Annotated in this window: 18 protein-coding genes and 1 riboswitch; of the genes, 10 read left to right on the forward strand and 8 right to left on the reverse strand. The window is 60.8% G+C overall.

Features of this window, described 5'->3' with window-relative positions; all coding sequences use genetic code 11:
• The first annotated feature begins 275 nt into the window (after positions 1–275).
• Both FHT28_RS18755 and FHT28_RS18760 read left to right on the forward strand, forming a co-directional pair.
• Positions 276–2,783, forward strand: coding sequence for a DUF1217 domain-containing protein (locus tag FHT28_RS18755; protein ID WP_168597023.1), 2,508 nt, complete (start codon positions 276–278; stop codon positions 2,781–2,783).
• 209 nt (positions 2,784–2,992) lie between these two features.
• Positions 2,993–5,977, forward strand: coding sequence for a DNA translocase FtsK (locus FHT28_RS18760; RefSeq protein ID WP_168597024.1), 2,985 nt, complete (start codon positions 2,993–2,995; stop codon positions 5,975–5,977).
• A gap of 78 nt (positions 5,978–6,055) precedes the next feature.
• Here FHT28_RS18760 and FHT28_RS18765 read toward each other — a convergent pair whose 3' ends face one another.
• On the reverse strand, positions 6,056–6,607 hold the full coding sequence (locus FHT28_RS18765; RefSeq protein WP_168597123.1) for an MOSC domain-containing protein: 552 nt from the start codon (positions 6,605–6,607) through the stop codon (positions 6,056–6,058).
• 72 nt (positions 6,608–6,679) lie between these two features.
• Between FHT28_RS18765 and phnF the strand changes: the two genes are divergently transcribed.
• Positions 6,680–7,414 carry a phosphonate metabolism transcriptional regulator PhnF gene (gene phnF / locus FHT28_RS18770; protein ID WP_168597025.1) on the forward strand — a complete coding sequence of 245 codons (735 nt, stop codon included), beginning with the start codon at positions 6,680–6,682 and terminating at the stop codon, positions 7,412–7,414.
• Positions 7,415–7,418: 4 nt separating this feature from the next.
• Here the strand turns inward: phnF and FHT28_RS18775 are convergent, their stop codons facing one another.
• The 3 genes from FHT28_RS18775 to FHT28_RS18785 form a co-directional block, all read right to left on the reverse strand.
• Positions 7,419–8,849 (reverse strand): FAD-binding oxidoreductase, encoded by a 1,431-nt coding sequence (locus FHT28_RS18775; RefSeq protein ID WP_168597026.1) that lies wholly within the window; start codon positions 8,847–8,849, stop codon positions 7,419–7,421.
• A 129-nt stretch (positions 8,850–8,978) separates the two neighbouring features.
• On the reverse strand, positions 8,979–9,953 hold the full coding sequence (locus tag FHT28_RS18780) for an L-threonylcarbamoyladenylate synthase (protein WP_168597027.1): 975 nt from the start codon (positions 9,951–9,953) through the stop codon (positions 8,979–8,981).
• A gap of 58 nt (positions 9,954–10,011) precedes the next feature.
• Positions 10,012–10,623 carry a DUF6656 family protein gene (locus tag FHT28_RS18785; RefSeq protein WP_037198549.1) on the reverse strand — a complete coding sequence of 204 codons (612 nt, stop codon included), beginning with the start codon at positions 10,621–10,623 and terminating at the stop codon, positions 10,012–10,014.
• Between the two features lie 104 nt (positions 10,624–10,727).
• Here FHT28_RS18785 and FHT28_RS18790 point away from each other — a divergent pair, with 104 nt between their 5' ends.
• The 3 genes from FHT28_RS18790 to FHT28_RS18800 all read left to right on the forward strand — a co-directional run bounded on the left by FHT28_RS18790 (position 10,728) and on the right by FHT28_RS18800 (position 13,996).
• Entirely contained in the window at positions 10,728–11,141 is a 414-nt protein-coding gene (locus tag FHT28_RS18790) for an ACT domain-containing protein (RefSeq protein WP_168597028.1), read from the forward strand.
• Between the two features lie 217 nt (positions 11,142–11,358).
• A riboswitch (cobalamin riboswitch) is annotated at positions 11,359–11,564 on the forward strand.
• 96 nt (positions 11,565–11,660) lie between these two features.
• Entirely contained in the window at positions 11,661–12,905 is a 1,245-nt protein-coding gene (locus FHT28_RS18795) for an aromatic ring-hydroxylating dioxygenase subunit alpha (RefSeq protein WP_168597029.1), read from the forward strand.
• Positions 12,906–12,907: 2 nt separating this feature from the next.
• Positions 12,908–13,996 carry a hybrid-cluster NAD(P)-dependent oxidoreductase gene (locus FHT28_RS18800; RefSeq protein ID WP_168597030.1) on the forward strand — a complete coding sequence of 363 codons (1,089 nt, stop codon included), beginning with the start codon at positions 12,908–12,910 and terminating at the stop codon, positions 13,994–13,996.
• An 89-nt stretch (positions 13,997–14,085) separates the two neighbouring features.
• Here FHT28_RS18800 and FHT28_RS18805 read toward each other — a convergent pair whose 3' ends face one another.
• Entirely contained in the window at positions 14,086–15,045 is a 960-nt protein-coding gene (locus tag FHT28_RS18805; protein ID WP_246704896.1) for a GH25 family lysozyme, read from the reverse strand.
• Positions 15,046–15,335: 290 nt separating this feature from the next.
• Here FHT28_RS18805 and FHT28_RS18810 point away from each other — a divergent pair, with 290 nt between their 5' ends.
• A complete protein-coding gene (locus FHT28_RS18810; RefSeq protein ID WP_037198556.1) occupies positions 15,336–15,797 on the forward strand; it encodes a BA14K family protein in 462 nt (153 codons plus the stop codon).
• A gap of 71 nt (positions 15,798–15,868) precedes the next feature.
• Here the strand turns inward: FHT28_RS18810 and FHT28_RS18815 are convergent, their stop codons facing one another.
• Positions 15,869–16,870, reverse strand: coding sequence for a transporter (locus FHT28_RS18815; protein ID WP_047560718.1), 1,002 nt, complete (start codon positions 16,868–16,870; stop codon positions 15,869–15,871).
• 287 nt (positions 16,871–17,157) lie between these two features.
• On the opposite strand from FHT28_RS18815, the gene FHT28_RS18820 reads away from it, so the two are divergent.
• Together FHT28_RS18820 and FHT28_RS18825 are read left to right on the forward strand one after the other, a co-directional pair.
• Positions 17,158–18,936, forward strand: a complete 1,779-nt coding sequence (locus FHT28_RS18820; RefSeq protein WP_047560715.1) for an acyl-CoA dehydrogenase — start codon at positions 17,158–17,160, stop codon at positions 18,934–18,936.
• A 9-nt stretch (positions 18,937–18,945) separates the two neighbouring features.
• Positions 18,946–19,698 (forward strand): crotonase/enoyl-CoA hydratase family protein, encoded by a 753-nt coding sequence (locus FHT28_RS18825; protein WP_047560712.1) that lies wholly within the window; start codon positions 18,946–18,948, stop codon positions 19,696–19,698.
• An 85-nt stretch (positions 19,699–19,783) separates the two neighbouring features.
• Here the strand turns inward: FHT28_RS18825 and FHT28_RS18830 are convergent, their stop codons facing one another.
• Complete coding sequence (locus tag FHT28_RS18830; RefSeq protein ID WP_168597032.1) at positions 19,784–21,034, reverse strand: class I SAM-dependent RNA methyltransferase; 1,251 nt, start codon at positions 21,032–21,034, stop codon at positions 19,784–19,786.
• Entirely contained in the window at positions 21,031–21,771 is a 741-nt protein-coding gene (locus tag FHT28_RS18835; protein ID WP_047560709.1) for a TlyA family RNA methyltransferase, read from the reverse strand. Before FHT28_RS18835 ends, FHT28_RS18830 begins: the two co-directional genes overlap by 4 nt.
• A gap of 113 nt (positions 21,772–21,884) precedes the next feature.
• Between FHT28_RS18835 and FHT28_RS18840 the strand changes: the two genes are divergently transcribed.
• Positions 21,885–22,892, forward strand: coding sequence for a DUF4424 domain-containing protein (locus FHT28_RS18840; RefSeq protein ID WP_052224182.1), 1,008 nt, complete (start codon positions 21,885–21,887; stop codon positions 22,890–22,892).
• Positions 22,893–23,110: the final 218 nt, after the last annotated feature.

Below are 23,110 nucleotides of genomic sequence, written 5' to 3' on the forward strand. Positions count from 1 at the left end.
AGAACTTTTGTCCTCTCGTTGTTGGGCAGATTAGGCGCGGTCCCTTCCAGACAGCTTAAAAATTGCGGTTAAGAAAACTTTGCGTCCTCAAATGGTTAGCGAAATCGAATGCATCAGGGTTTCCATAAAGTGAATGCAAGGCACGGCGGCTGCTCCATCGCGGTACACGCAAAGGATGAGGTGTTGTAAGTCTCAGGTAAGGTTTGTGTGGGAAAATGCTTCCAGATTCGCGGGCTTGTGCGAGCTTATATTAGAGATCTATTGGGATTTTGCTGATGATTTCCACTTATCTTGGTTATACGGTTGCAACCAGAGATATGTCAACGTCGCTCAATCAGGTGGCATCACAGTCTCAGAATAAGCGCCTGATCGACTATTACAATGCCAATATCGGCAAAGTAAAGAACGTCGATGACTTCGTGAATAACTATCAGCTGTACAGTTATGCAATGGAGGCCTACGGGCTCTCCGACATGACATACGCCAAGGCCTTTATGAAACAGGTGCTGACCAGCGACCTCAGCGATTCCACCAGTTTCGCCAATAAATTGACCGATCCGCGCTACAAGGAATTTGCCGCGGCGTTCAATTTCGGTACGGGCAGCACGAACGCGGCGCAATCCAGCAAGCAGGAAGACGATCTGATCGGGCTTTATCAGCAATCATATACGAATGAGGCGACGGCTGCCGCGACGGAAACGAGTTACTACAGCCAGAACATCAGCTCGGTTAAGTCTGTCGATGACCTGCTCGGCAACACGCGCCTGAGGAACTACGTCCTGCAGGCCTACGGCATCGATCCGACTTACGCATCGAATTCGATCCTGAAGCAGATGCTGACGAGCGATACCAGCGATCCAAACAGCTACGTCAATCAGAACGGCAGCGCGGCCGACAAGGCTCTCGCAGCGGAGTTCAATTTCAACGCGGATGGCACGGTCAAGACATCCACGGCCGACGGCGACAACGCCTATTACGAGGCCAATATCGGCAATGTCACGTCGGTCGATCAGCTGACGTCCAATCCGCGGCTGTTCCAGTACGTCAAAACAGCCTTCGATATCCCGGTCTATATCACCGCCGACCAGTTCAATGCCTCGGCCAAGGATGCGGGCGTTGCGAGCTCGAACGGGTTGACCAGCGTCATGGCCGAATTCAATTTCCAAAGCAATGGGACGGTCGCTTCCGGCTCGCAGGCGCAGACATCGGCTCAGGTGAGCGCCACGACCACGGCCTATACGACGAATTACCCTGGGGGGCCGCAGACCCTCGGCCAGCAGGCCGATGTCATGAGCGCCTATAACTCCGGCGTGCCCTCGTACACCACCAGTGTCGGCGCGGCCGACAACGCTCTGTACTATAAGGACCATATCGGCTCTATCACGTCAGTCGACCAGTTGACGTCGGACACCCGCCTCTTCGACTTTATCAAGACGGCCTACGGCGTCGATGCGAGCACACCCGCCATCGTCTTCAAAAATGCCTTTTCCGATCCGACGACCGCTTCCATCTTCGGCCTGACGGATGTCGTCGCCGCGTTCAATTTCCAATCGGACGGCACGCTTGCTTCTGGCGATACGGCTCAGTCCCAAAGCGCGATCGATGCTGCCTCGACCGCCTATATGACGAACTATCGGTCTTCGCAGTCGAACCTGACGACCGATGCGGTCAACAACTACAAGAACCGCATCGCCAACGTGAAGACCATCAAGGATTTCTTCACGAGCAATACCGCCGATAGCAGCACGTCCAACGACAGCATGCCCGAACTCTACCAGATGGCTCTGCGCGCCTATGGCATCGGTTCGAACGAGGTCACGAAGACCCAGCTGACCAAGATCCTCGAAAGCGATCCCTACGATTCCAAGAGCTATGTCAGCTCTCTTAAGGATTCGCGCTTTACGGCGCTTGCCAAGGCCTTCAATTTCGATAGCGCGGGCAATCTGAAGCCTCCGGTCCAGTCCCTGTCGCAAACGCAGACGAACAGCTATATTTCCGAATATTCCAGCCGCTCCACGGCAGGATTGACGGGCGCCCTGCTGACCAAGGCGACCAATGACGCCAAGACTGCCGGCACCTATTTCGCGACCAACATCGTCAATGTCACCAGCGTCACCGGTCTGCTTGCCGACAGCAAGCTCACAAATTTCATCCTGACCGCCAACGGCATCGATCCGAAAACCGTCGACACGGCGACGCTGAAGAAGGCTTTCGCCTCCGATCCGTCCGACTCCAAGAGCTTTATCAACACCGCTGATGGTGCCAAGTTCAAGAGCATCGTCGAGGCGTTCAATTTCGATACGAGCGGGAACCTGACGGACAGCAAGCTCGGCACCGCACAGAATGGGGGCGCTCTCGCCCAGACGAACGATCTCTACCTGCATCAGACGCTCGAGGATCAGGAAGGACAAACCAACGCCGGTGTGCGCCTGGCGCTCTACTTCCAGCGCAAGGCGCCGAGTATCAATTCGATTTACGACATCATGGGCGACACCGCGCTCTACCAGGTCATAACCACCACCTACAGCTTGCCGAGCTCGATCTCTTCCATGGATGTCACTACCCAGGCCAATATGCTGAGCAAGTTCGTTAACGTTTCCGATCTTCAGGATCCGGACAAGGTCAATAAGCTGCTGCAGCGATTCTCTGCCATGTATGACCTGGAGAACAATACCGCGTCGTCCACGTCGCCGGCCCTGTCGATTCTGACGAGCTCTTCATCGGGCGTCGGCATCAGCGCCGACACGCTGCTGTCGATCGCGCAGCTGTCCTCGTCCAAGTAACGAACCCCGCAAAAAAATCCGATCTGCATTGCCGCCGCGTTTCCGCGCGGCAAGTGCGCCTATTTGCGCGGAATTTTCGATGTTGTTCGGGCGGCACAGACAGCAGGAATACGTGCTTTCAGCAGCGGTCAGAAGGAACTTATTAACCATCCTTGCCCTATTCGATTTGAGAAGCCATCGGCAATATCAATGACTGGGTTGCAGGTCTCATGCGTCTTTCCCGAACGACACTTTCGAATGCGTCACAAGGCGTCCAGCCGGAGGGCGAACTCGACCCGGAACAGGCCGCCGAGGAGGCGCGTCGGATCGAGCAGATTGCTGCCCGCCGTGCATTCCTGGAAGAGAAGATTCGCAACGCCCGCGAAGCCAAGCGCAAGGCCGAGGAGCATCGCCGCGCCGAGGAATTGCGGCGTGCCGAAGAGGCAAGGCAGCGGACGGCCGCCGTACCGAAACCGGTCGTCGAGGCTTTGCAGGCGAAGCCCGCGGAGAAGGATCCGGTGATGACCGTCCTGCCGCATGGAATTTCGGCGGAGGATCTTGCCTCGCCCGGCTGGCAGAACGCTTTTCTGATGGGTCCGAACGTTCGTTTCACCCGCACGCGGGAAAACGAGATCATCAGCCGTCGCCCGCCCGCCGAGCCGCCGGCCGAAATCACGCCGCCGGTCTCCACTCATGCCGCGATGCGGGTCATGGAACCGCCCGTCATCGAGGCACCGGCCACCCTCGCTGCGCCACAGCCGGCGCAGCCCGCCGAGTTCCATCTGCCGCTGCTTGAGGACATGCCTTTTGCGGTGGAGAGCTACATGCCATCAGTAATTCAGAAATCTCCGGCAACCGAGCCGGACGCATTGGAGATGACCGTTATCGCTACCGCATTTTCGAAGGCTCCGGCGACCGCGCTGGACGCTTCCCCAGTATCGTTGAATGTTTCCGAATCCGTTGCCGCGCCTGTGGTCGAGTCGCGGCTCGCTCATCTCTCCGATTTCGCTTTCTGGGACGCGATGCCCTTCGACGGCGAATTCGTGTCCGCCATCAGGGGCGCGCCGACCAAGCCGGTGATGATTTCCGAGCTTAAGGTTGAAGCCGAATCGATCGTCGCGAAGTTCCGCATCGTGGAATGCCGCCGACCGGCTGCGGTTGCAGAGATTCAGCGGACTGTCGAAGCGGCTTCTGCCGTTGAAGCTGCTGTGTTGGCCGAAGCCGTTCCCAGCCTCTCGACGGCAACAGTCAGCACGCCGGCCATGGACGAACTCGCGGCTTGGGAAGCTGCCGTTCTGGCGCCGGTCGTAGAAGAGGCATCAGAGATTGCCGCACCTGCCGTTGTCGAGCCGCAAGTCGTAGCCCAGCCGGAGGTATTTGTACCGCCCGCTTTCGTAACGGCCGTCTACGGCGCTGAGGCCGCTCCGGTTGCCGAATCTCGTCCGGCCCCGGTAATGGTCGTGGCTATGCCGGCCAAGGTCGCAGCACCTGCACCTGCCGGACCGATTGCCAAGGCAACACCGACCGTTCCCGCCGTCGAAGCCGCTGCCCAGCGGCTGATCGATGCGCCGCCGTCGCGGATTACGCCACGTCGACCGGCATCGCTGACGCCGCCCGAGTGGCGCCCGATCGCCCAGAGCGGCGAGGGAGAATATGAGTTTCCCCCGCGCGAGCTGCTGCAGGAGCCGGCCGTCCGTTCCGGCGTGATCATGACCCAGGAAACGCTGGAGCAGAATGCCGGCCTGCTGGAAAGCGTGCTGGAAGACTTTGGCGTCAAGGGCGAGATCATCCACGTTCGCCCCGGCCCCGTCGTCACGCTCTACGAATTCGAGCCGGCACCCGGCGTCAAATCCTCGCGCGTCATCAATCTTGCCGATGACATCGCCCGCTCAATGTCCGCATTATCAGCCCGCGTCGCTGTGGTCCCCGGCCGCAACGTCATCGGCATCGAACTGCCGAACGTTACCCGCGAGACCGTCTATTTCCGCGAGATGATCGAATCCCCGGATTTCGAAAAGAGCGGCTACAAGCTGGCGCTCGGCCTCGGCAAGACGATCGGCGGCGAACCCGTCATCGCTGAACTGGCGAAGATGCCGCATCTGCTCGTCGCCGGCACCACCGGCTCGGGCAAATCCGTCGCCATCAATACGATGATCCTGTCGCTGCTCTATCGCATGTCGCCGGAACAGTGCCGCCTGATCATGGTCGATCCGAAGATGCTGGAACTGTCGGTTTACGACGGCATCCCGCACCTGCTGACCCCGGTCGTCACCGATCCCAAGAAGGCCGTGATGGCGCTGAAATGGGCGGTGCGCGAGATGGAGGATCGCTACAGGAAGATGTCGCGTCTCGGCGTGCGCAATATCGACGGCTACAACAGCCGCGTCGCCACCGCCAAGGAAAAGGGCGAGACGATCCACGTCATGGTCCAGACCGGCTTCGACAAGGGCACGGGCGCCCCGATCGAGGAAAGCCAGGAGATGGACCTGACGCCGATGCCCTATATCGTCGTCATCGTCGACGAAATGGCCGACCTGATGATGGTCGCCGGCAAGGAAATCGAAGGCGCGATCCAGCGTCTGGCGCAGATGGCGCGTGCCGCCGGCATCCACCTGATCATGGCGACGCAGCGTCCGTCGGTCGACGTCATCACCGGCACGATCAAGGCAAACTTCCCGACGCGTATCTCTTTCCAGGTGACGTCGAAGATCGACAGTCGCACCATCCTCGGCGAGCAGGGTGCCGAACAGCTGCTCGGCCAGGGCGATATGCTGCACATGGCCGGCGGCGGCCGCATCTCCCGCGTCCACGGCCCCTTCGTCTCGGACGAGGAAGTCGAGAAGGTCGTGGCACATCTGAAGCTGCAGGGCCGCCCGGAATATCTCGACACGGTCACCGCCGACGAGGACGAGGAAGACGACGAAGAGGATACCGCGGTTTTCGACAAGGGCGCCATCGCCTCCGAAGACGGCGACGACCTCTACGAACAGGCGATCAAAGTCGTCATGCGCGACAAGAAGTGCTCGACCTCCTACATCCAGCGGCGCCTCGGCATCGGCTATAACCGCGCGGCCTCGCTCGTCGAACGCATGGAGAAGGACGGCCTCGTCGGTCCCGCCAACCATGTGGGCAAGCGCGAGATCATCTCGGGCAACCGCAATGGCGGGGCGCAGGGAGTGCCGGCGAATAATGCGAGCCAGGAAGATTTCGATTGATCCGGAAGGCACCCAGCCAGGTGTAATCCAAACTTAACTGGGAAGCGGCCTTTCGAATGGAAGGCCGCTTTTGTTTTGTCAGACGCGCTCGAGCTTGATGTGTGGCAAGGGCGGCAGCTCGACCCGGATGGTATCGTCACACTGCACCCGGCCACCCTGCGATACGATGCCCATGATGCCCGCCTTGCGGACCAGGCCGCCCTCGGCATCGCAATCGAGCACGGCATGCAGCAGGCCCCTCTGGAAATCGTCTATCTGCTTGCAGGGGTTTCGCAGACCCGTCACCTCGACAATCGCTTCTTCGCCTATATGCAGACGCGTTCCCTGCGGCAGCGAAAGCAGGTCGATGCCTCTCGTCGCAATGTTCTCGCCCATGTCGCCCGGAGCGACGGAAAATCCCTTTTCGGTAAGTTCGTCGAACAGCTCTTCGTGGATGAGATGCACCTGGCGCAGATTGGGCTGCGTCGGATCGACTGCGACGCGCGAGCGATGCTTCACCGTGACCCCCATATGCGCGTCGCCTTCCACGCCGAGGCCCGTCAGCAGCTGGATGTGAGTCCGGTTCTGCTTGCTGAACCCGTGCACATTGCTGCTGCTGACTGAGGTTACATATATGCGCTTGCCGCTCATGCCGAACCCTTTCATAAACGATCCAGATCTCTATAAATTGGTGTATACCAATTTCAAGGCGACGGAATTGTGATGGATGAGAAAAATCGGCAGGGTGACGGCGTAAAAACCGTTGGTGGTTGGGCAGCCGTGGCGACCGAGCTGCGAGCCGCCATCGACAGAGGCAGGCACGCTCCGGGTAGCCGCCTGCCGAGCGAGCGCGCTTTGTCGGAACAATTCGGTGTTTCGCGGGTGACGATGCGGCGCGCGATCGCCGAGTTGGAGGGGGAGGGGCTGTTGCGCGTGGCGCGCGGAAGCGGCGCTTATGTCCGCGCCGATATGCCCGTCCGCTTCAAACTGAGTGACAAGGTGAGGTTCAGCAAGGATCTGACCACGACGGAGGCAAACCTCACCCGCAAAGTTCTTTCGACCAGCGAAATTCCAGCCAATGCCAATATCGCGACGAGGCTCAATCTGCAGCCGGGCGAAATGGTGCTGGAAATGCGCGTGGTTGCGTATGCCGACGAGCTTCCCGTCTCGGTTGTCATGCGAAGTTGCTCCGCGATGCGCTTTCCCGGCCTGACGGAAAAGTTCGCCGCAACGGGCTCGTTTACAGCGGCGCTGAAGGATTACGGTGTGACGGACTATTGGCGCCGCTCCACCGACATCACGGCGCGTATGCCGACCGAGGCCGAGGCGCGCCTTCTACAGCAATCGCGTCTGAAACCGGTTCTTGCCTATGCCGGCGAAGACGTCGATGCCGACGGCACGGTCATTTCGTGCCAAATCGGCTGTTTCGCTTCCGAGCGGGTCGTTGTGACAGTCTAAAATCTCAGGGCCTGAGGACCTTCCCCGGATTCATGATCCCAGCCGGGTCGAACGCCATCTTGATCCGGCGCATCAGGTCCATCTCAATATCCGAGCGGATCGAAGCCAGTTCGTCGCGTTTCAGCTGGCCGATACCATGCTCGGCGGAGATAGAGCCGCCATGCTGCAGCACCAGCCCGTGCACGATCTTGTTCATCTCGTGCCAGCGGCCGATGAATTCTTCCTTATCGGCGCCCACGGGCTGCGAGATGTTGTAGTGAATATTGCCGTCGCCCATATGGCCGAAGGCGCAGATGCGAGCGCCGGGCAGGGCCGCGATAACCGCCTTTTCCGCCTCGGCCATGAATTGCGGAACCTGCGCCACCGGCACGGAAACGTCATGCTTGATCGAGCCGCCTTCCGGCTTCTGTGCATCCGACATGCTTTCCCTCATGTGCCAGATGGCCTTCTGCTGTGCTTCGGAGCTGGCGATCGTTGCATCCTGGATCAGGCCGGCCTCGTAGCCTTGTTCCAGCAGCGTCGTCATCATCCGCTCTGCGGTTTCGGCTGAGTCCGAGGTGGAGATATCGATCAGCACGTACCAGGGATACGCTGTCTCCAGCGGATCGCGGACGCCGGGGATGTGCCGGGCGGTGAATTCGATGCCGATGCGCGGCATCAGTTCGAAACCGGTCAGCGCCGTGCCGCAGAGGCTCGAAGCGTTCTTGAACAGGGTCAGCGCCTCATCCACCGTTTGCAGGCCGGCAAAGGCGACCTGATGGCCGAGCGGCTGCGGGAAGAGCTTCAGCACTGCGCCGCTGATGACACCGAGCGTGCCTTCGGCGCCGATGAAGAGATCGCGCAGATCGTAGCCGGTATTGTCCTTCTTCAGGCGGCGCAGCCCGTTCCAGATCTCGCCAGTGGGCAACACAACTTCGAGGCCGAGGCAGAGTTGGCGCATATTGCCATAGGCGAGAACGGCCGTGCCGCCGGCATTGGTGGAGAGGTTGCCGGCGATGCGGCAGGAACCTTCCGAGCCGAGCGACAGCGGAAACATGCGGCCATGTTCGGCCGCTGCCTTATGCACATCCGCCAGGATGCAGCCGCCATCGACGATCATCGTATTGCCGACCGGATCGATATCGCGGATGCGATTCATGCGCTCGAGCGACAGGATGATGTCGGAGCCGCCCTCGCGCGGCGTCTGGCCGCCGACAAGGCCGGTATTGCCGGTCTGCGGCACGATGGCCGTGCCGGTCTCGCTGGCGAGCTTGAGGATCGCTGATACTTCTTCCACGGAGCCGGGCTTCAGCAGCATCGGCGATGCGCCGTGGTAGAGGCCGCGGTTTTCCACCAGATGCGGTGCGATCTCCACGGGGTCACGCGTCGCATGCTTTTCGCCCACGATGGCGGTGAAGCGGTCGAGAAGGGCGGAGGAGGGGGCGAAGCTGCTCATGGTGTGTCCTTTGCCGATAGGGTTCGGGCCGATTTAGTCTCTGGAACTTGCTGATCTTCTTCGAATTGTCATCAAGTTCCAGTTATTCGCTTTTGCATGTGTCCCAAAACCGCTTCGCACTTTTGGGGATCATGCTCGGGGCGCGGCCGCGCGGCGCAGCCGGTCGTTGATGGCCTCGCCGAGGCCATCGTCGGGAATGTGGGAAAAGGCGATCGTCACGGCACCCGTCGCATCGGCGCGCTTCATGAAATCGAAGAGGTTGGCGGCGGCTTCCGAAAGATCGCCGCTAGGGCTGAGATCCAGCACGGCAACGGCATTTCCGATGCCGGCAATCTCGGGTGTCCCGAAGCGGATGAGCGCCTCATCCGGCGAAACATCGGTCGCATCGAGCCGCACGGCTGCGCCCGGCGCATAATGCGAAGCAAGCATGCCGGGCGCTTCGATGGCAGGTGCCGCACCTCTCTTGCGCTTCACGGCCTTGCCTGCCACCCGCTCGATCTCGCGCGCCGCCAATCCGCCCGGCCGCAGCAGCCGCAGCTCGCCGTCCTCGACCTTGACGATGGTCGATTCGACGCCCACCACCGAAGCGCCGGCATCGAGGATCAGCGTGATCCGCTCTCCGAGGTCGTCGTCGACATGATCGGCGCTGGTGGCGCTGATCTTGCCCGACGTATTGGCGCTTGGGGCGGCCAGAGGCTTTCCGAAGGCGCGGATCAACTCGCCGGCAAAGCCCTGCGGCACGCGGATGCCGACCGTGTCGAGACCGGCGGTCGCCAGCGGATGGATGCCGCTTTCAGGCCGTAGCGGCAGCACCAGCGTCAGCGGACCGGGCCAGAAGGCTTCCGCCAGCTTGCGGGAGATGGGATCGAAGATCGCGTAGCGTTCGGCCATAGCCAGATCGCTCATATGGCAGATCAGCGGATTGAAGCGCGGCCGGCCCTTGGTTTCGTAGATACGGGTGATGGCGGCTGGATTGGTGGCATCGGCGGCAAGCCCATAGACGGTCTCCGTCGGCAATCCGATCGGCAAACCCTCGGCAAGCGTTGCCGAGGCGACCTCTATCGCCGTTTGCGGATGTTCAAGGATGTCTATGTGTCGTGCCATGGCCTGCCCGTTTGCAGTTCAGGCCGTTCTTATGCTTTTCAAGTTTTCGGATCAATGATCAAAGCTGGCGAATGATGTCGCGAAGCTGCTCGTTGCGGGCGCCGAGCAGCAGGACGTTGCGGATGGCGGTCTGCGGATCGTGGGTGTGGAAGAGCACTCCGTTGCCCCGGATGTCGCGATTGATCGTCAGCTTCTTTTCCGACGCTTCCTTGTCCGGATGGACGGCGACGGCGAAATACATTCGCGAATATTTCAGGCTGATGTCTTCGAAGAAATTGTCGTTCTGGCCGAGGCGGGCAAAGAAATTGGCGATGTAGAAGGCCCAGCTTACCTCCTCATATTTCGCGAATTGCGTTCGCGCCGCGGTGACGTGGCAATAGCCGAGATGCGGCGTATCCCGCAGGGTGTGATGGAAGATCAGTTTCGGAAAGCGGATCGACTGGTGAAAGCTGTTGAGACGGCCATGGGTTGTCTCGCCGGCGTTCCGCAGCTTGCTCGCCGTGCGTTCGGCCACTTCCTCGAACGTGAGGTAACGTCGCTCCTCGGCGAGCCAATGCGTCTTGTCGCGATTGATGCGGCCGGTGCGGAGAAATTCCGTATACCCCGCCGCCGGCGGCACCGGCTCCGGGTTGGCGGGTTTCTTGGCATCGAAATATCTGAGTTTTGCCATGCCGGCTCGCCATCGAGGTCTGGATGCCGAATGATAGATCGTCTAGCTTGAGCCGGGCTGAAGCGCGCGCTCCTGCTGGCGGATCGTTGAAAAGGATCAGAATCATGCCCGGCATTACCGATCTCAAGCTGCTGCTGGCGGGCATGAAGCCGAATCTTGCCGAGGGCGAGTTCGTCTATTGCAGCGTGCCGGCTTCGGCGCTCGCCGATCATATTCACCTGGAGCCGATCGGGCTCTTTCGGGAAAGGGAGGGAGTGACGTTGATCCTTCCTCTGGAAGCAGCGCGGCAGGCAGGGCTTCCGACGGCCCCCGCCATGCGGATGATCACGCTCGATATCCATTCCTCGCTGGAGGCGGTCGGCCTGACCGCAGCCTTTGCCACGGCCTTGGGACATGAGGGCATCAGCGCCAATGTCGTCGCCGCCTACTATCACGATCATATCTTCGTTCCGGCCGTTGATGCCGGCCGTGCGGTGGCGGCGCTGCAGGCGCTTTCGCAGGCGCACCCGCGCCTTTGATCACCTGCCATCGGCGGACCTGTCGCATTCAGAATAAAGCGTCGCTCGCGAGAGGTGGGAGGATCACTATTCCTGCATCCCACGGCGATGCATAAGAGATTGAATTGTCTTCCTTTATTGCCGCTATGCGCAACCGTCCGGGCGTCTCGTTTCGTCTGTCGCCAATTTCGAAGCCGATGTCGCATTGTAGCGCAGCGGCTGAAGGGGCCGAGAGCTATGATGTCATCAATCTCAAGGTGCCGTCTGCTAGGGAGGCGGAGAATTGGGAAGCCGGTCAAAATCCGGCGCTGCCCCCGCAACGGTGGTGGAGTAAGGCATGGCGGATAAAGCCACTGGGTCGGGTCGACCTGGGAAGGTGCCATGGGGTCCTGGCGACAGGGCCGCTCCAGAGCCCGGAAACCAGCCTTGGGCACATATGGTTTACTGACCGCGGCGGGCGGTCGGGACATTGCTTTAGGCCGTTCCCACCGGCCGTGCATGTCCTTCGCCCGTTTCTTGGTACTGCGCAAGGATAGGCAAATGGATATCAGCAGCAATGTTCTGCGGCAATTGAAGAATCGCCGTGAGGGTTTCAGCCTGGAGCAGCCCTTCTATACCGACCCGGATTACTTCAAGCTCGATATGGAGATGATCTATTATCGGGATTGGCTGTTCATCGGCCATGATTGCGAAGTGCCTCGCGCGGGCAATTATTTCACCGTCCAGATCGGCGATTATCCCGTCGTCATCGTTCGCGGTCGCGATCAGGTCATCCGTGCCTTCCACAATAGCTGTCGTCATCGCGGCTCGCGGGTCTGCACGACCGAGCGCGGCTCGTCGGCAAAGCTCGTCTGCCCCTATCACCAGTGGACCTACGAGCTGGACGGCTCGCTGCTCTTCGCCCGCCAGATGGCCGAGGATTTCGACAAGAGCCAGTACTCGCTGAAATCCGTTCACTGCGAAAGCGTCGGCGGCTATATCTTCATCTGCCTTGCGCAGAATGCGCCGGACTTCGCGCCGGTTCGTGCCACGATCGAGCCCTACATAGTCCCTCATCGTCTCAGCGAGGCCAAGGTCGCCTTCCAAAGCACCATCATCGAGAAGGGCAACTGGAAGCTCGTCTGGGAAAACAATCGCGAGTGCTACCACTGCGCTGCCAACCACCCCGAACTCTGCCGCACTTTTTCGGAAGCGCCGACGGTGAGCGGCGTGCAGGGGGCAATGAGCGATCCCGTGATCACAGCTCATTGGAAGCGCTGTGAAGCTGCCGGCCTGCCGAGCGAATTCAAGATCTCGCCGGACGGACAGTTCCGCACCGCACGCATGCCGCTGATCGAAGGGGCCGAAAGCTACACCATGTCCGGCCAGAATGCCGTCAAGCGGCCGCTCTCGCCGGATGTGACGATCAACAACATCGGTACGATGCTGCTGTTCCATTACCCGACGACCTGGAACCACATGCTCGGCGATCACGCGATTTCCTTCCGCGTCCTGCCGCTCAACGCCGAGGAAACCGCCGTCACCACCAAATGGCTGGTGCACAAGGATGCGGTCGAAGGCGTGGACTATGATCTCGAAGAGCTGACCCACGTCTGGACTGAGACCAACGATCAGGACCGCCGCATCGTCGAGGAAAATGCCTTCGGCATCCGCTCGCCTGCTTACGAGCCCGGTCCCTATTCGGAAATCCATGAAGGCGGCGTCATGCAGTTCGTCGAGTGGTACTCGAATTTCATGATCAACCGGCTGCAGGGCGATCAGGCCAAGCTGTCGGCGGTTGCCTGAACATGAACATGACCGTCTCCCTCCGTCATCGACACCTCGACCAGATGCAGCCCTGGAGCGACAGGCAGCATCTGCTCGAATGCCTCTCGGTCACGCCGGAAGCGCCCGATGTGATGACCTTCACATTCGGGTCCGACAAGGACAACTGGTTCCGTTACCTGCCGGGCCAGTTTGTGACGCTGGAGCTGCCGACGGCGCCCGAGCCGGTCATGCGCACCTATACGCTGTCGTCGACACCGTCGCGGCCCTTTTCGGTCGCCGTGACCGTCAAGGCGCAGAAGGACAGCATCGGCACGCGCTGGATGTTCGAGAACCTCAAGCCCGGCATGCGCATCAAGGCTTTCGGTCCTCTCGGCGATTTCAGCCATATCCGCCACCCCGGCGAGAAATATCTCTTCGTATCAGCCGGGTCCGGCGTGACCCCGATGATGGCCATGACCCGCTACATGGCCGACACGGCGCCGTTGTCGGACATCACCTTCGTCAATTGCTCGCGCAGCCCGGCCGACATCATCTTCCGTTCGGAGCTGGAATATCTCGCCCGCTTCATGCCGAACCTCAATCTCGGCCTGATCGTCGAGGGCTGCGGCCGCACCGAGCTCTGGTCGGGGCTGAAGGGTCGCATCGACAAGGCCAAGATCGGCTTGCTCGCGCCGGATTTCATGGATCGCACGATCTTCTGCTGCGGTCCGGAAGTCTTCATGGATGCGGTCCGCTCCATGCTGGAAGCGCATGGCTTCAACATGTCCCGCTACCATCAGGAAAGCTTCCAGCCGGCGAATGCGGCAACGCCGCTTGCCGAGGTTACCGATGATGCGTCGACTGAAGCTGCAACCACGATCCGCTTCACCATGGCCGGCAAGGACGTCGTCTGCGCGGCGGGGCAGACCGTGCTTCAGGCCGCGCGCGGCGCAGGCGTACGCATCGGTGCGGCCTGCGAATCCGGCCTCTGCGGTACATGCCGCGTCATGAAGCTTTCGGGCGAGGTCGAGATGAACCACAATGGCGGCATCCTCGATGACGAGATCGAGGAGGGCTATATCCTCGCCTGCTGTTCGCGGCCGAAGACGGATGTCCAGGTCGAAGCCTAGAGCAGCTCCAGGAAAAGCGCGCAGCGGTTTTCTGTCCGGAGTTGCGCGAACACAATATGATAGAGCGGTAACGCTATTCCGTTGTCGCTCTAGAAATCCTGATAATTCAGCTCATTGATCTCCACCGGCTCAGACCGACGGGTCGAGGCCGTGACGATGGGATCGACCACCAGCGAGATAAGCGTCTGCCGTGGTCCGTTGCAGGTCGGTGCCTGTGCGATCATCAAGTCGGGCGCAGGCAACGGTTTGGCAGGCAGCAGCTCGCCTTGCGGCCAGATCTTGGCGAGCTGTATCTTGGTCATTGGTACGATATTGACGTCGATATCGGTCAATGTGCCCGGAACGCGGTAGGGGCAGCTCTTTTCGGAACAATTGTCCGATGAAGCGAACTGCCAGATGGCATAGCTGTCCCAATTGCCGAGCGGGAAGGTGCCGGTCACGTCCGGCTTGTAGCGCGCGTACCACAGCGGCAGCCGCGACAGCAGTGGATAGATGTCGCGATGATCGGCGATGTAGCGGGCGATGTTGTGGTTGGTATAGAGGATGGGGTAGCGGCCGGTTCTGACCTTGATATGGGCGACGAAGACCTGGGCATCCTCCAGCGACATGAATTGCGTGGAGTCCATGCCGTCGATATCGAGCACCATCAGCTCGTCCGGCTGCGGATCGGCATAGTCGAGAAAGTGATTGGCCTGGTCGATGGGATTGCCGGGCCGCCCCAGATGGTAGGCGCCCCACAAAAGGCCGTTCATCTTCGCCAGCATGCGGCGCGTCTGATACAGCTCGCGACTGACGGCGTATTTGCGCCACATCGTCTTGCAGTGTGCGACCGTGTCGCCGGCATGGTCGCCTGTACAACTGAAACTTTCGGGCAGACCGTCGGAGGCCTTGGAGATGAAGCCGGCGATCCGCTTGTCCTGCAGAAACGCATTCCAGTCGATGGTGTTCAGTTCATAGGCGTCGATGATGAGGGCGTTTCTCGGATCCGTCCAGGGTCGACTTTCAGCGGCCGAAAGCTTCGTAGCCGGCCCCATGAGGGCCAGGACCATCAGAAAGCTGCAAATCAAGGCGTAAGTCTGCCGGGATCCTTTCATGAAATAATAGTAAGGATTGCTGGTTAATCTTGGGTTAAGGATGAAATCACTATAAATTCATCGTGGAGCCCTCGCATAACTCCTTAAATTGGTAGGGATTTGAGGAACAGAATAACGTGTTGCCGCGTTTCTCGCCGTCTGTTCGGACATGCGACGAAGCAGGCATTTCAACCCTGCTCGGGAAGCATCCCGATATCGAACGCCAAACGCCTGAGCACAAGACAAACCAGGGAATGGAGATAAGAATGCTTGGTTTCCGTGCGAGAATTGCGACCATCGCTATTTCGGCCGCTGTTACCCTGACGAGCTTCACGCCGTCCTTCGCATTGCAGATGCCTGCCGCACCGGTTGCGCCCGCCGAAAAGACCGCGCCCGCCAATATCGAGCAGGTTCAATGGCGCCACTATCACGGTGGTTACTATCGCCGGGGTTGGTATGGCGGCTATCGCGGTTACTCGGGCTATCGCCATGGCTATCGTTACCATGACGGCTATTGGTTCCCGCTGGCCGCCTTCGGCGCCGGTGCGATCATCGGCGGCGCGATTGCCAGCCAACCGCGCTATTACGCCGCTCCGCCTCCAGCCGGCGGCATCAACCCGCGTCACGTCGAATGGTGCTCGGATCGCTATCGCTCCTATCGCGCTTACGACAACACCTTCCAGCCCAATCAGGGCCCGCGCCGTCAGTGCTACTCACCCTATTATTGAGCGACGCTTAGAGGTTCATCGATGCGAGCCGCCCGGCACATGCCGGGCGGCTTTTCATGCATAGTCAGATGTCAGAGAATGTTGATCCGTTTGAGCAACCACCATGCCAGCAGCATGGACGCGACGATGAAGCCGATCGCATATTGCGTACCGCCTGTCCCGCCGGAGAGCGGCAGGTTCGATGTGTTCATGCCGAAGAAGCCGGTCACCAGCGTCGGCGGCAACAAGAACGCCGTCATGATCGACAGGATATAGAGATGGCGATTGATCTCGGAGGCGAGCTTCGAGTCGATTTCTTCATGCAGTAACCGGGCGCGCTCCTGGAGCGCATAGATATCATGCTCGACCGCTTCGAGCCGGCTCGTCAGGCGCCCCGCGACATCCTCGAAGCCGAGCGGCATTTCCTCGTCGTCCGAGGCGGCGGCGTGGCGCATCAGCGACAGGACTGTGCGCAGATGGCGATGCAGCCGTACGATCGTCCGTCGGATCGGCGGAAGCCGCGTGCGCTCGTCGCGCGACGTGTTCCCGTGAAGGAAGTCCTCGATAGAATTCAGCTCTTCGCTCATCTCGATGACGACCGAGATCATGGAGCGCTGGAATTCGACGACCAGCAGCTCGAAAATATCCAGCGGACGGGAAAATCGCGCCGCATTCTTTTCGATCAGCATCCGTCCCCGGTCCAGACTGCGAAGCGGCTGCAGCCGGCTGGTGATGAGCATGCGGTCGGTCAGCGCAAAATGCAGCCAGCCGATGTCACGAGTGTCCTGACCGAACTCATGCTGGAAGTCGACCAGCGTGCCGAAGAGCATCTGTTCGTCGACGGTAAGCATCGCATGCGTCTCGTGCGTGGTCAGCGCTGTGCGTGCCGCTTCGTTCAACCCAGGTACGTCCGCAAGGAAGGTTGGGACGCGGGCATCCACGAGATTGAGATGCAGCCAGAGGAAACCGTCTCCGCCAAAGAGCGTGGCGCGATCGGTATCGTCGGGCAACCGCTCCGGCTTGTCTGCGCCGGGATGGAGACGATAGGCCCAGACAAAGCCGGGTATCGTGATGGCAGACGTGATCGTGTTCATGGCCAGATCATTCGGATTGTCGGAACAGTTGCCTTAGTCTTCGTTCATGACGATTGTTTATGCAAGTCTGCCCGTTGTTGGAATAATCGCATGCGCGGGCGCAGATGTCTCAGCCGCGCAGCGCGTGCAGGGCGAATGTGTCGTTCGAGTTCGCAATCAAGTGGAAATGAGCATCGCATCGCCTTTGTAAAATTGACGTTTACGTAAAAATCAACTAGCTATAACCACACGTCGACGATGGCCTGGGTGAGGCGGGCCATCGGACCACAAATGCGGAGGAAAGCATCATGTACAAGGCGCCTGTCGAGGAAATCGCATTCACGCTGAAGCATGTCGCCGGCATGGAGCGGGCGATGGAAGAGGGCATCCTCGGCGATCTCAGCGCCGACGTCCTCGATGCCATCCTGGCGGAGGCTGGACGTTTCGCCGGCGACGAGATGGAGCCGCTTGCCGAAATCGGCGACAGGCAGGGCGCGAAGCTGGTCGACGGCAAGGTGGTTCTTCCGGACGGATGGGAAAAGCTCTATCGCGACTGGATCGCCGGCGGCTGGAACGGGTTGACCGCGCCGGAGGAGTTCGGCGGACAGGGCCTGCCACATATGCTGAATATCGCGACGCTGGAAATGTGGAATTCCGCTTCGATGGCGTTTGGTCTGGCCCCGACGCTGACCATGGGGGCGGTCGAGGCACTCATCGCCCACGGCGGCGAAGACCTGAAAAAGACATACCTGCCGAAGCTCGTATCAGGCGAGTGGGCCGGCACCATGAACCTGACCGAGCCGCATGCCGGTTCCGATGTCGGGGCGCTGCGCACGCGTGCAGAGCGCCGTGACGACGGCACCTATCGTCTCTTCGGCCAGAAGATCTTCATCACCTGGGGCGATCACGAGGCGGCGGAAAACATCGTCCATTTCGTGCTCGCCCGGCTTCCGGACGCGCCCGCGGGCACGCGCGGCATATCGCTTTTCCTCGTGCCGAAATTCCTCGTAAACGATGACGGATCGCTTGGCGTCCGTAACGATTATTTCGCCCATTCTCTGGAGCACAAGCTCGGCATCCACGGCTCGCCGACCTGCACGATAATCTATGGCGATGGCAAATATGGCGCCGAAAAAGGAGCTGTCGCCTGGCTTATCGGCGAAGAGAACAAGGGGCTCGCCTGCATGTTCACGATGATGAACAATGCGCGCCTCGCCGTCGGCATTCAGGGCGTGGCGATTGCGGAAGCCGCCACCCAGAAAGCCATCGCCTATGCCAGCGAGCGCACGCAGGGCCGCGCGCCGGGCACGACGGCGACGGGCATGAGCCCGATCATCGAACATCCCGATGTCGCCCGCATGCTGCTGACCATGAAGGCGCTGACGCAGGGTTCGCGCGCCATCTGCTATGCCTGCGCCGAGGCGATCGATATGTCGCATCGCGATCCCGAAAAGGCACGCTACTGGCAGGAGCGCGCCGCGCTGTTGACGCCGATTGCAAAATCCTTCTCCACCGATGCCGGCGTCGATGTCGCCTCGCTTGGTATCCAGGTCCATGGCGGCATGGGCTTCATCGAAGAGACGGGAGCGGCACGCCTGCTGCGGGATGCCCGCATCGCGCCGATCTATGAAGGCACCAACGGCATCCAGGCGATCGACCTCGTGACCCGCAAGCTGACCATTGCGAACGGCGATCAAGTGCGCGCCTTCCTCGGCGAATTGCGCGGAATCGCCGATGCCGTCGCCAGATCCAATCTCGACGGCTTCGGGGAAACGGCGCCGCGGCTGGAATCGGCCATCGCCGATCTCGAAAAGGCAAGCGAATGGCTGCTCTCGCGACAGGCCGAAGGCGCCGTCGCCGAGGCGCTGGCGGGTGCGACGCCCTATCAACGGCTCTTCGGTCTCGTGCTGACCGGAGCTTATCTGGCCAAGGGCGGGTTGGTCGATGCGGCGGATGGCGAGGCCGGAAAGCGCATCGCGCTTTGCCGCTTTACTGCCGAAAATCTTCTGGCCGAGACCGCCGCTCTCACTGACCGTATCGTCGCCGGCGCGTCGAGCCTTGAAGCTGCCCGCATCGCGCTTGCCTGAGGAGAGGTCATGACCGACCATATTATCATCGAACGTCCCGAGACCACGCCACATGTCCAGATTATCCGGTTCAACCGTCCGGAAAAGAAGAATGCGATCACGCGCGCCATGTACCAGGCGATGACCGATGCGCTGAAGGCGGCGGACGACACGCCGGATATCCGCGTCAACGTCTTCCTCGGCACCGAAGGCTGCTTTTCCGCCGGCAACGACATGGCCGATTTCCTGGCCTTCGCCATGGGCGGAAGCATGGGCCGCGAAGTGCTGAATTTCCTTGCCGCACTGGCGACGGCGAAGAAACCGGTCGTCTCGGGCGTGGACGGCTTGGCGATCGGCATAGGCGCCACGATCCACCTGCATTGCGATCTGACGGTGGCTTCCGACCGTAGCCTGTTCAAGACGCCTTTCGTCGATCTTGCCCTCGTCCCCGAAGCGGCCTCCAGCCTGATTGCGCCGCGCCTGATGGGTCATCAGCGCGCCTTCGCCCTGCTCGCCCTCGGCGAAGGCTTCTCCGCCGCCGAAGCAAAGGAGGCTGGCCTGATCTGGAAGGTGACCGCACCCGAAGCGGTGGAGGCTGAAACGCTATCGTCGGCTGCCAAGCTTGCGGCCAAGCCGCCGGAGGCGCTGCGGATAGCGCGTGACCTAATACGGGGCGAACCGGACGCTATTCTTGGTCGTATCGCTGAGGAAGCCGAGCTTTTCGCGACACGGCTGAAAAGCGCCGAAGCCCGTGCAGCATTCGAGGCATTCATGAAGCGGTAACTACATCACCCGCCCTCATGGTGAGGAGGCCCGAAGGGCCGTCTCGAACCACGAGGGTCGGCCACCCAACGCGCGTCGAAGAGAACTACTTCTCCAGCGCCACGACCACCTCGACATGCGAGGTCCACAGGAATTGGTCGATCGGCGTCACTTTGGTGATGCGATAGCCCCCTTCGGTCAGCAGCGCGAGATCACGTGCCAACGTTAAAGGGTTGCAGGAGACGGCGACGATCTTCTTGACCTGGGAGCGGGCCAGTTCCTTGCATTGGAATTCCGCCCCGGCGCGCGGCGGATCGAACACGACGGCGTCGTAGACCTTCAATTCCTGCGTCATCAGCGGCCGGCGGAAGAGGTCGCGGCGCTCGATGGTGACCGGCTTCAGCCCCTGCGTGTTGCGGGCGGCGTAATCGAGCGCGGCCAAGGGCTTGGCCTCGCCTTCCACCGCGTGCACCCGTCCGATCCGCGCCAGGCGAAGCGAGAAGGTGCCGCTGCCGGCGAAGAGATCGGCGATGCGCTTGGCCTTGCCGACATGGGTCGTGACCAGTTCGGCCATGGCGTCTTCGGCCTGCTTGGTCGCCTGCGTGAAGGCGCCGGGTGGCGGCGAGACCTGCACGCCGCCGAAATCGATCATCGGCTTTGCCGGTTCCACCAGGATTTCGCCGTTCACTGAGACGCGCGCGATGCCGCGAAGCGTCAGCACGGTTTCGATAGCGCTCCGACGCTGCTTGTCGGAAAGGGATTTGACGTCGTCGACGGCGAGATCGAGGCCGGAAGGCATCTCCAAAACGGAGATGCGGAAGGCTTCCGCGTTGACGGCGAGTGCCGCTGCGACCGCCGTGATCGCCGGCAATTGCGACATGATCCCGGACGAGGCGATGGGACATTCCTCGATTGCGACGATGTGGTGGCTTTCGGCCTGGTTAAAGCCGATCAGCGTGCCCTTCTCGGTCTTGCGCGCCGCAAAGACGACCTTGCGGCGCTCGCCGGGATGGGCGGCGATAATATCATCCACCTCGGGCGTCAGGCCCTTGGAACGGAGCGCGTCGAGCACGAGCTGCCGCTTGAAGGCACGGTAGGGCGCATCGGCATAGTGCTGCAGCGTGCAGCCGCCGCAGGTGCCGTTGACGCCATCGGGACCGAAGTGCCGACAGTGCGGTTCCCGCCGGTCTGGCGAGGCCGCTGCGATCGACATCAACGTGCCCTGGCTTTTCACCCGCGCGATGGCGACGCTTTCGCCCGGCAGCGTAAAGGGCACGTAGATCGGGCCATCAGCGCCTTGCGCGATGCCGTCGCCCTGGGCGCCGAGCTTCTGGATGGTGACGGTTTCGGTGCTCATGGCTTGATCCCTGCGAGAAGAAATTCGTGGTTGCCGTCGCCGCCTGATATCGGCGAGGCGATGAGGCCGAGGCTCTGCCAGCCCATATCCTCGCAGAACCAGCGTTCGAGCTCGGCAGCAACGGCGGGAGCAGAGGAGGGGTCTTTCAGAAGACCGGCCTTGCCGATCGCATCGCGCCCTGCCTCGAACTGCGGCTTCACCAGCAACACGGCGCGCGCGCCCAGCTCCGCAAAAGCCAGCGCCGGCGCCAACGCCAGCTTCAGCGAGATGAAGGAGACATCGGAAACGATGAACGAGATCGGCTTGCCGATATCCTCGGCCGTGAGGTTGCGGGCGTTCAGCCCCTCTATACTAGTCACGCGCGGATCGGCCGATATGCGTGGATGCATCTGCCCATGGCCGACATCGATGGATGTGACATGCGCGGCGCCACGCTGCAACAATACCTCGGTAAAGCCGCCGGTCGACGCGCCGACGTCGAGACAGTGCTGCCCTTTCGGATCGAGCTGGAAATGATCGAGTGCCGCGACCAGCTTCAGGGCCGCCCGCGAGACATAATCCTGGGCCGGATCGTCGATCGCGATCTGCGCCTCTTCGGTGAACAGCGTGCCCGGTTTGGTCACGACCTTGCCGTCGACGGTCACGGTGCCGCGTTGAATGGCATCGCGCGCCCGTGATCGGCTGGCGAAAAGCGAAAGGGTGACGAGAAGCTGGTCGAGGCGTTGCGGTTCTGACATAGGCAGTCCATGCCGGGCAATGCAGTGCGTTGCAAGCCTTTTGTGCCGATGTCGCCGTTGACGCCGGGCTGCAGCCGGCCATAATCGCACAAATCAACGGTTGAGAGGGCATCATGCGAAGAATCGGTGGCTATGCGGCGCTATTGGCGATGTTCGCCGCTCCGGCCTTTGCGAACGACACCATGGCCGAGTTGAAGACCGGCGGTCTCGCCTATGTCCGCACCGGCGATATCAGCATGGACGAGGAGAAGCTCTTCATTTCCGCGGCCCAGGTGCGCGTCGACTATGTCTTCGAAAACACATCCGACAAGGACGTCGAAAGTCTCGTCGCTTTCCCGATGCCCGATATCAAGGGTGATGTCGACAGCATGGTCGATGCCGGAAATGTCGACGCCGACAACTTCCTGGGCTTCACCGTGACGCAGGACGGCAAGGCGATCGTACCGACCCTTCAGCAGAGCGTCACGGTCGCGGGCGTCGACATGACGGATGAATTGAAGGCGCGCGGCGTACCGTTACTGCCGCTCAGCAAGACGGCCATGGATGCCGTCGCCAAGCTGCCCGTCGATGTCTTGGAAGACTGGACGGCTCGCGGGTTGATCGTTGATGACGAATATGACAATGACGGCCAGGGCATGAAGCATCATCCGACGCCGATGTGGACGCTGCATACCACCTATTGGTGGCGCACCAAGTTTCCGGCCAAAGCCAGGATCGGCGTACAGCATAGCTACAAGCCGAGCGTAGGCGGCACCGTGGCCATTACGTTTGCCGGCGACCAGGACTACCAGAAACAGCAGCTGCAGGCCTACCGCAGCAAGTATTGCGTCGACGATGCCTTCCTGAAGACGGCGACCAAGCTTTCCGCCACGGCCGACAAGGGCGGCCGCACCTATACCGAGAGCTGGATCTCCTATGTGCTGACCACAGGCGCCAACTGGTCCGGCCCGATCAAGCATTTCGAGCTGACGGTCGACAAGGGCAGCCCGGAAAACTACATCAGCTTCTGCGGCACCGACGTCAAAAAGACCGGGCCGACCTCCTTTCAGATGGCGGCGCAGGATTTTTATCCCGAACACGATCTGGATATCTTGATCCTCGCCGCGACCCCCGGGAACTGAGCCAGGTTTAAACGGCGTATCGTCAAAATTAAATAATTTTAAAGCCGTAGCCTCTACCGATGTCCGGGATTGCGATGGTCTGTTTTAGGATCAACGCCTGCCATGACGGCTTCACGCTTCCGCGTCCCAATCATACCCTTCCCTGAATTTTTCGAGCATCCGCCGTCCTTTCCCACGGCCTATCGATGCTCGCCAGGACCGGCGCTCAGGAGGCGCTC

The organism is Rhizobium sp. SG570, from assembly GCF_012275345.1.
Taxonomy (GTDB): domain Bacteria; phylum Pseudomonadota; class Alphaproteobacteria; order Rhizobiales; family Rhizobiaceae; genus Rhizobium; species Rhizobium lusitanum.

What these genes read in the sequence shown, in the direction of transcription:
- FHT28_RS18765 (WP_168597123.1), bottom strand. Translation starts at nt 6,607, where the DNA reads ATGAGCGGCAAGCGCATATATGTAACCTCAGTCAGCAGCAGCAATGTG.
- FHT28_RS18800 (WP_168597030.1), top strand. Translation starts at nt 12,908, where the DNA reads ATGAACATGACCGTCTCCCTCCGTCATCGACACCTCGACCAGATGCAG.
- FHT28_RS18830 (WP_168597032.1), bottom strand. Translation starts at nt 21,034, where the DNA reads ATGAGCACCGAAACCGTCACCATCCAGAAGCTCGGCGCCCAGGGCGAC.
- FHT28_RS18820 (WP_047560715.1), top strand. Translation starts at nt 17,158, where the DNA reads ATGTACAAGGCGCCTGTCGAGGAAATCGCATTCACGCTGAAGCATGTC.
- phnF (WP_168597025.1), top strand. Translation starts at nt 6,680, where the DNA reads ATGGATGAGAAAAATCGGCAGGGTGACGGCGTAAAAACCGTTGGTGGT.
- FHT28_RS18840 (WP_052224182.1), top strand. Translation starts at nt 21,885, where the DNA reads ATGCGAAGAATCGGTGGCTATGCGGCGCTATTGGCGATGTTCGCCGCT.
- FHT28_RS18780 (WP_168597027.1), bottom strand. Translation starts at nt 9,953, where the DNA reads ATGGCACGACACATAGACATCCTTGAACATCCGCAAACGGCGATAGAG.
- FHT28_RS18755 (WP_168597023.1), top strand. Translation starts at nt 276, where the DNA reads ATGATTTCCACTTATCTTGGTTATACGGTTGCAACCAGAGATATGTCA.
- FHT28_RS18810 (WP_037198556.1), top strand. Translation starts at nt 15,336, where the DNA reads ATGCTTGGTTTCCGTGCGAGAATTGCGACCATCGCTATTTCGGCCGCT.
- FHT28_RS18790 (WP_168597028.1), top strand. Translation starts at nt 10,728, where the DNA reads ATGCCCGGCATTACCGATCTCAAGCTGCTGCTGGCGGGCATGAAGCCG.
- FHT28_RS18760 (WP_168597024.1), top strand. Translation starts at nt 2,993, where the DNA reads ATGCGTCTTTCCCGAACGACACTTTCGAATGCGTCACAAGGCGTCCAG.
- FHT28_RS18785 (WP_037198549.1), bottom strand. Translation starts at nt 10,623, where the DNA reads ATGGCAAAACTCAGATATTTCGATGCCAAGAAACCCGCCAACCCGGAG.
- FHT28_RS18795 (WP_168597029.1), top strand. Translation starts at nt 11,661, where the DNA reads ATGGATATCAGCAGCAATGTTCTGCGGCAATTGAAGAATCGCCGTGAG.
- FHT28_RS18805 (WP_246704896.1), bottom strand. Translation starts at nt 15,045, where the DNA reads ATGGTCCTGGCCCTCATGGGGCCGGCTACGAAGCTTTCGGCCGCTGAA.
- FHT28_RS18835 (WP_047560709.1), bottom strand. Translation starts at nt 21,771, where the DNA reads ATGTCAGAACCGCAACGCCTCGACCAGCTTCTCGTCACCCTTTCGCTT.
- FHT28_RS18825 (WP_047560712.1), top strand. Translation starts at nt 18,946, where the DNA reads ATGACCGACCATATTATCATCGAACGTCCCGAGACCACGCCACATGTC.
- FHT28_RS18815 (WP_047560718.1), bottom strand. Translation starts at nt 16,870, where the DNA reads ATGAACACGATCACGTCTGCCATCACGATACCCGGCTTTGTCTGGGCC.
- FHT28_RS18775 (WP_168597026.1), bottom strand. Translation starts at nt 8,849, where the DNA reads ATGAGCAGCTTCGCCCCCTCCTCCGCCCTTCTCGACCGCTTCACCGCC.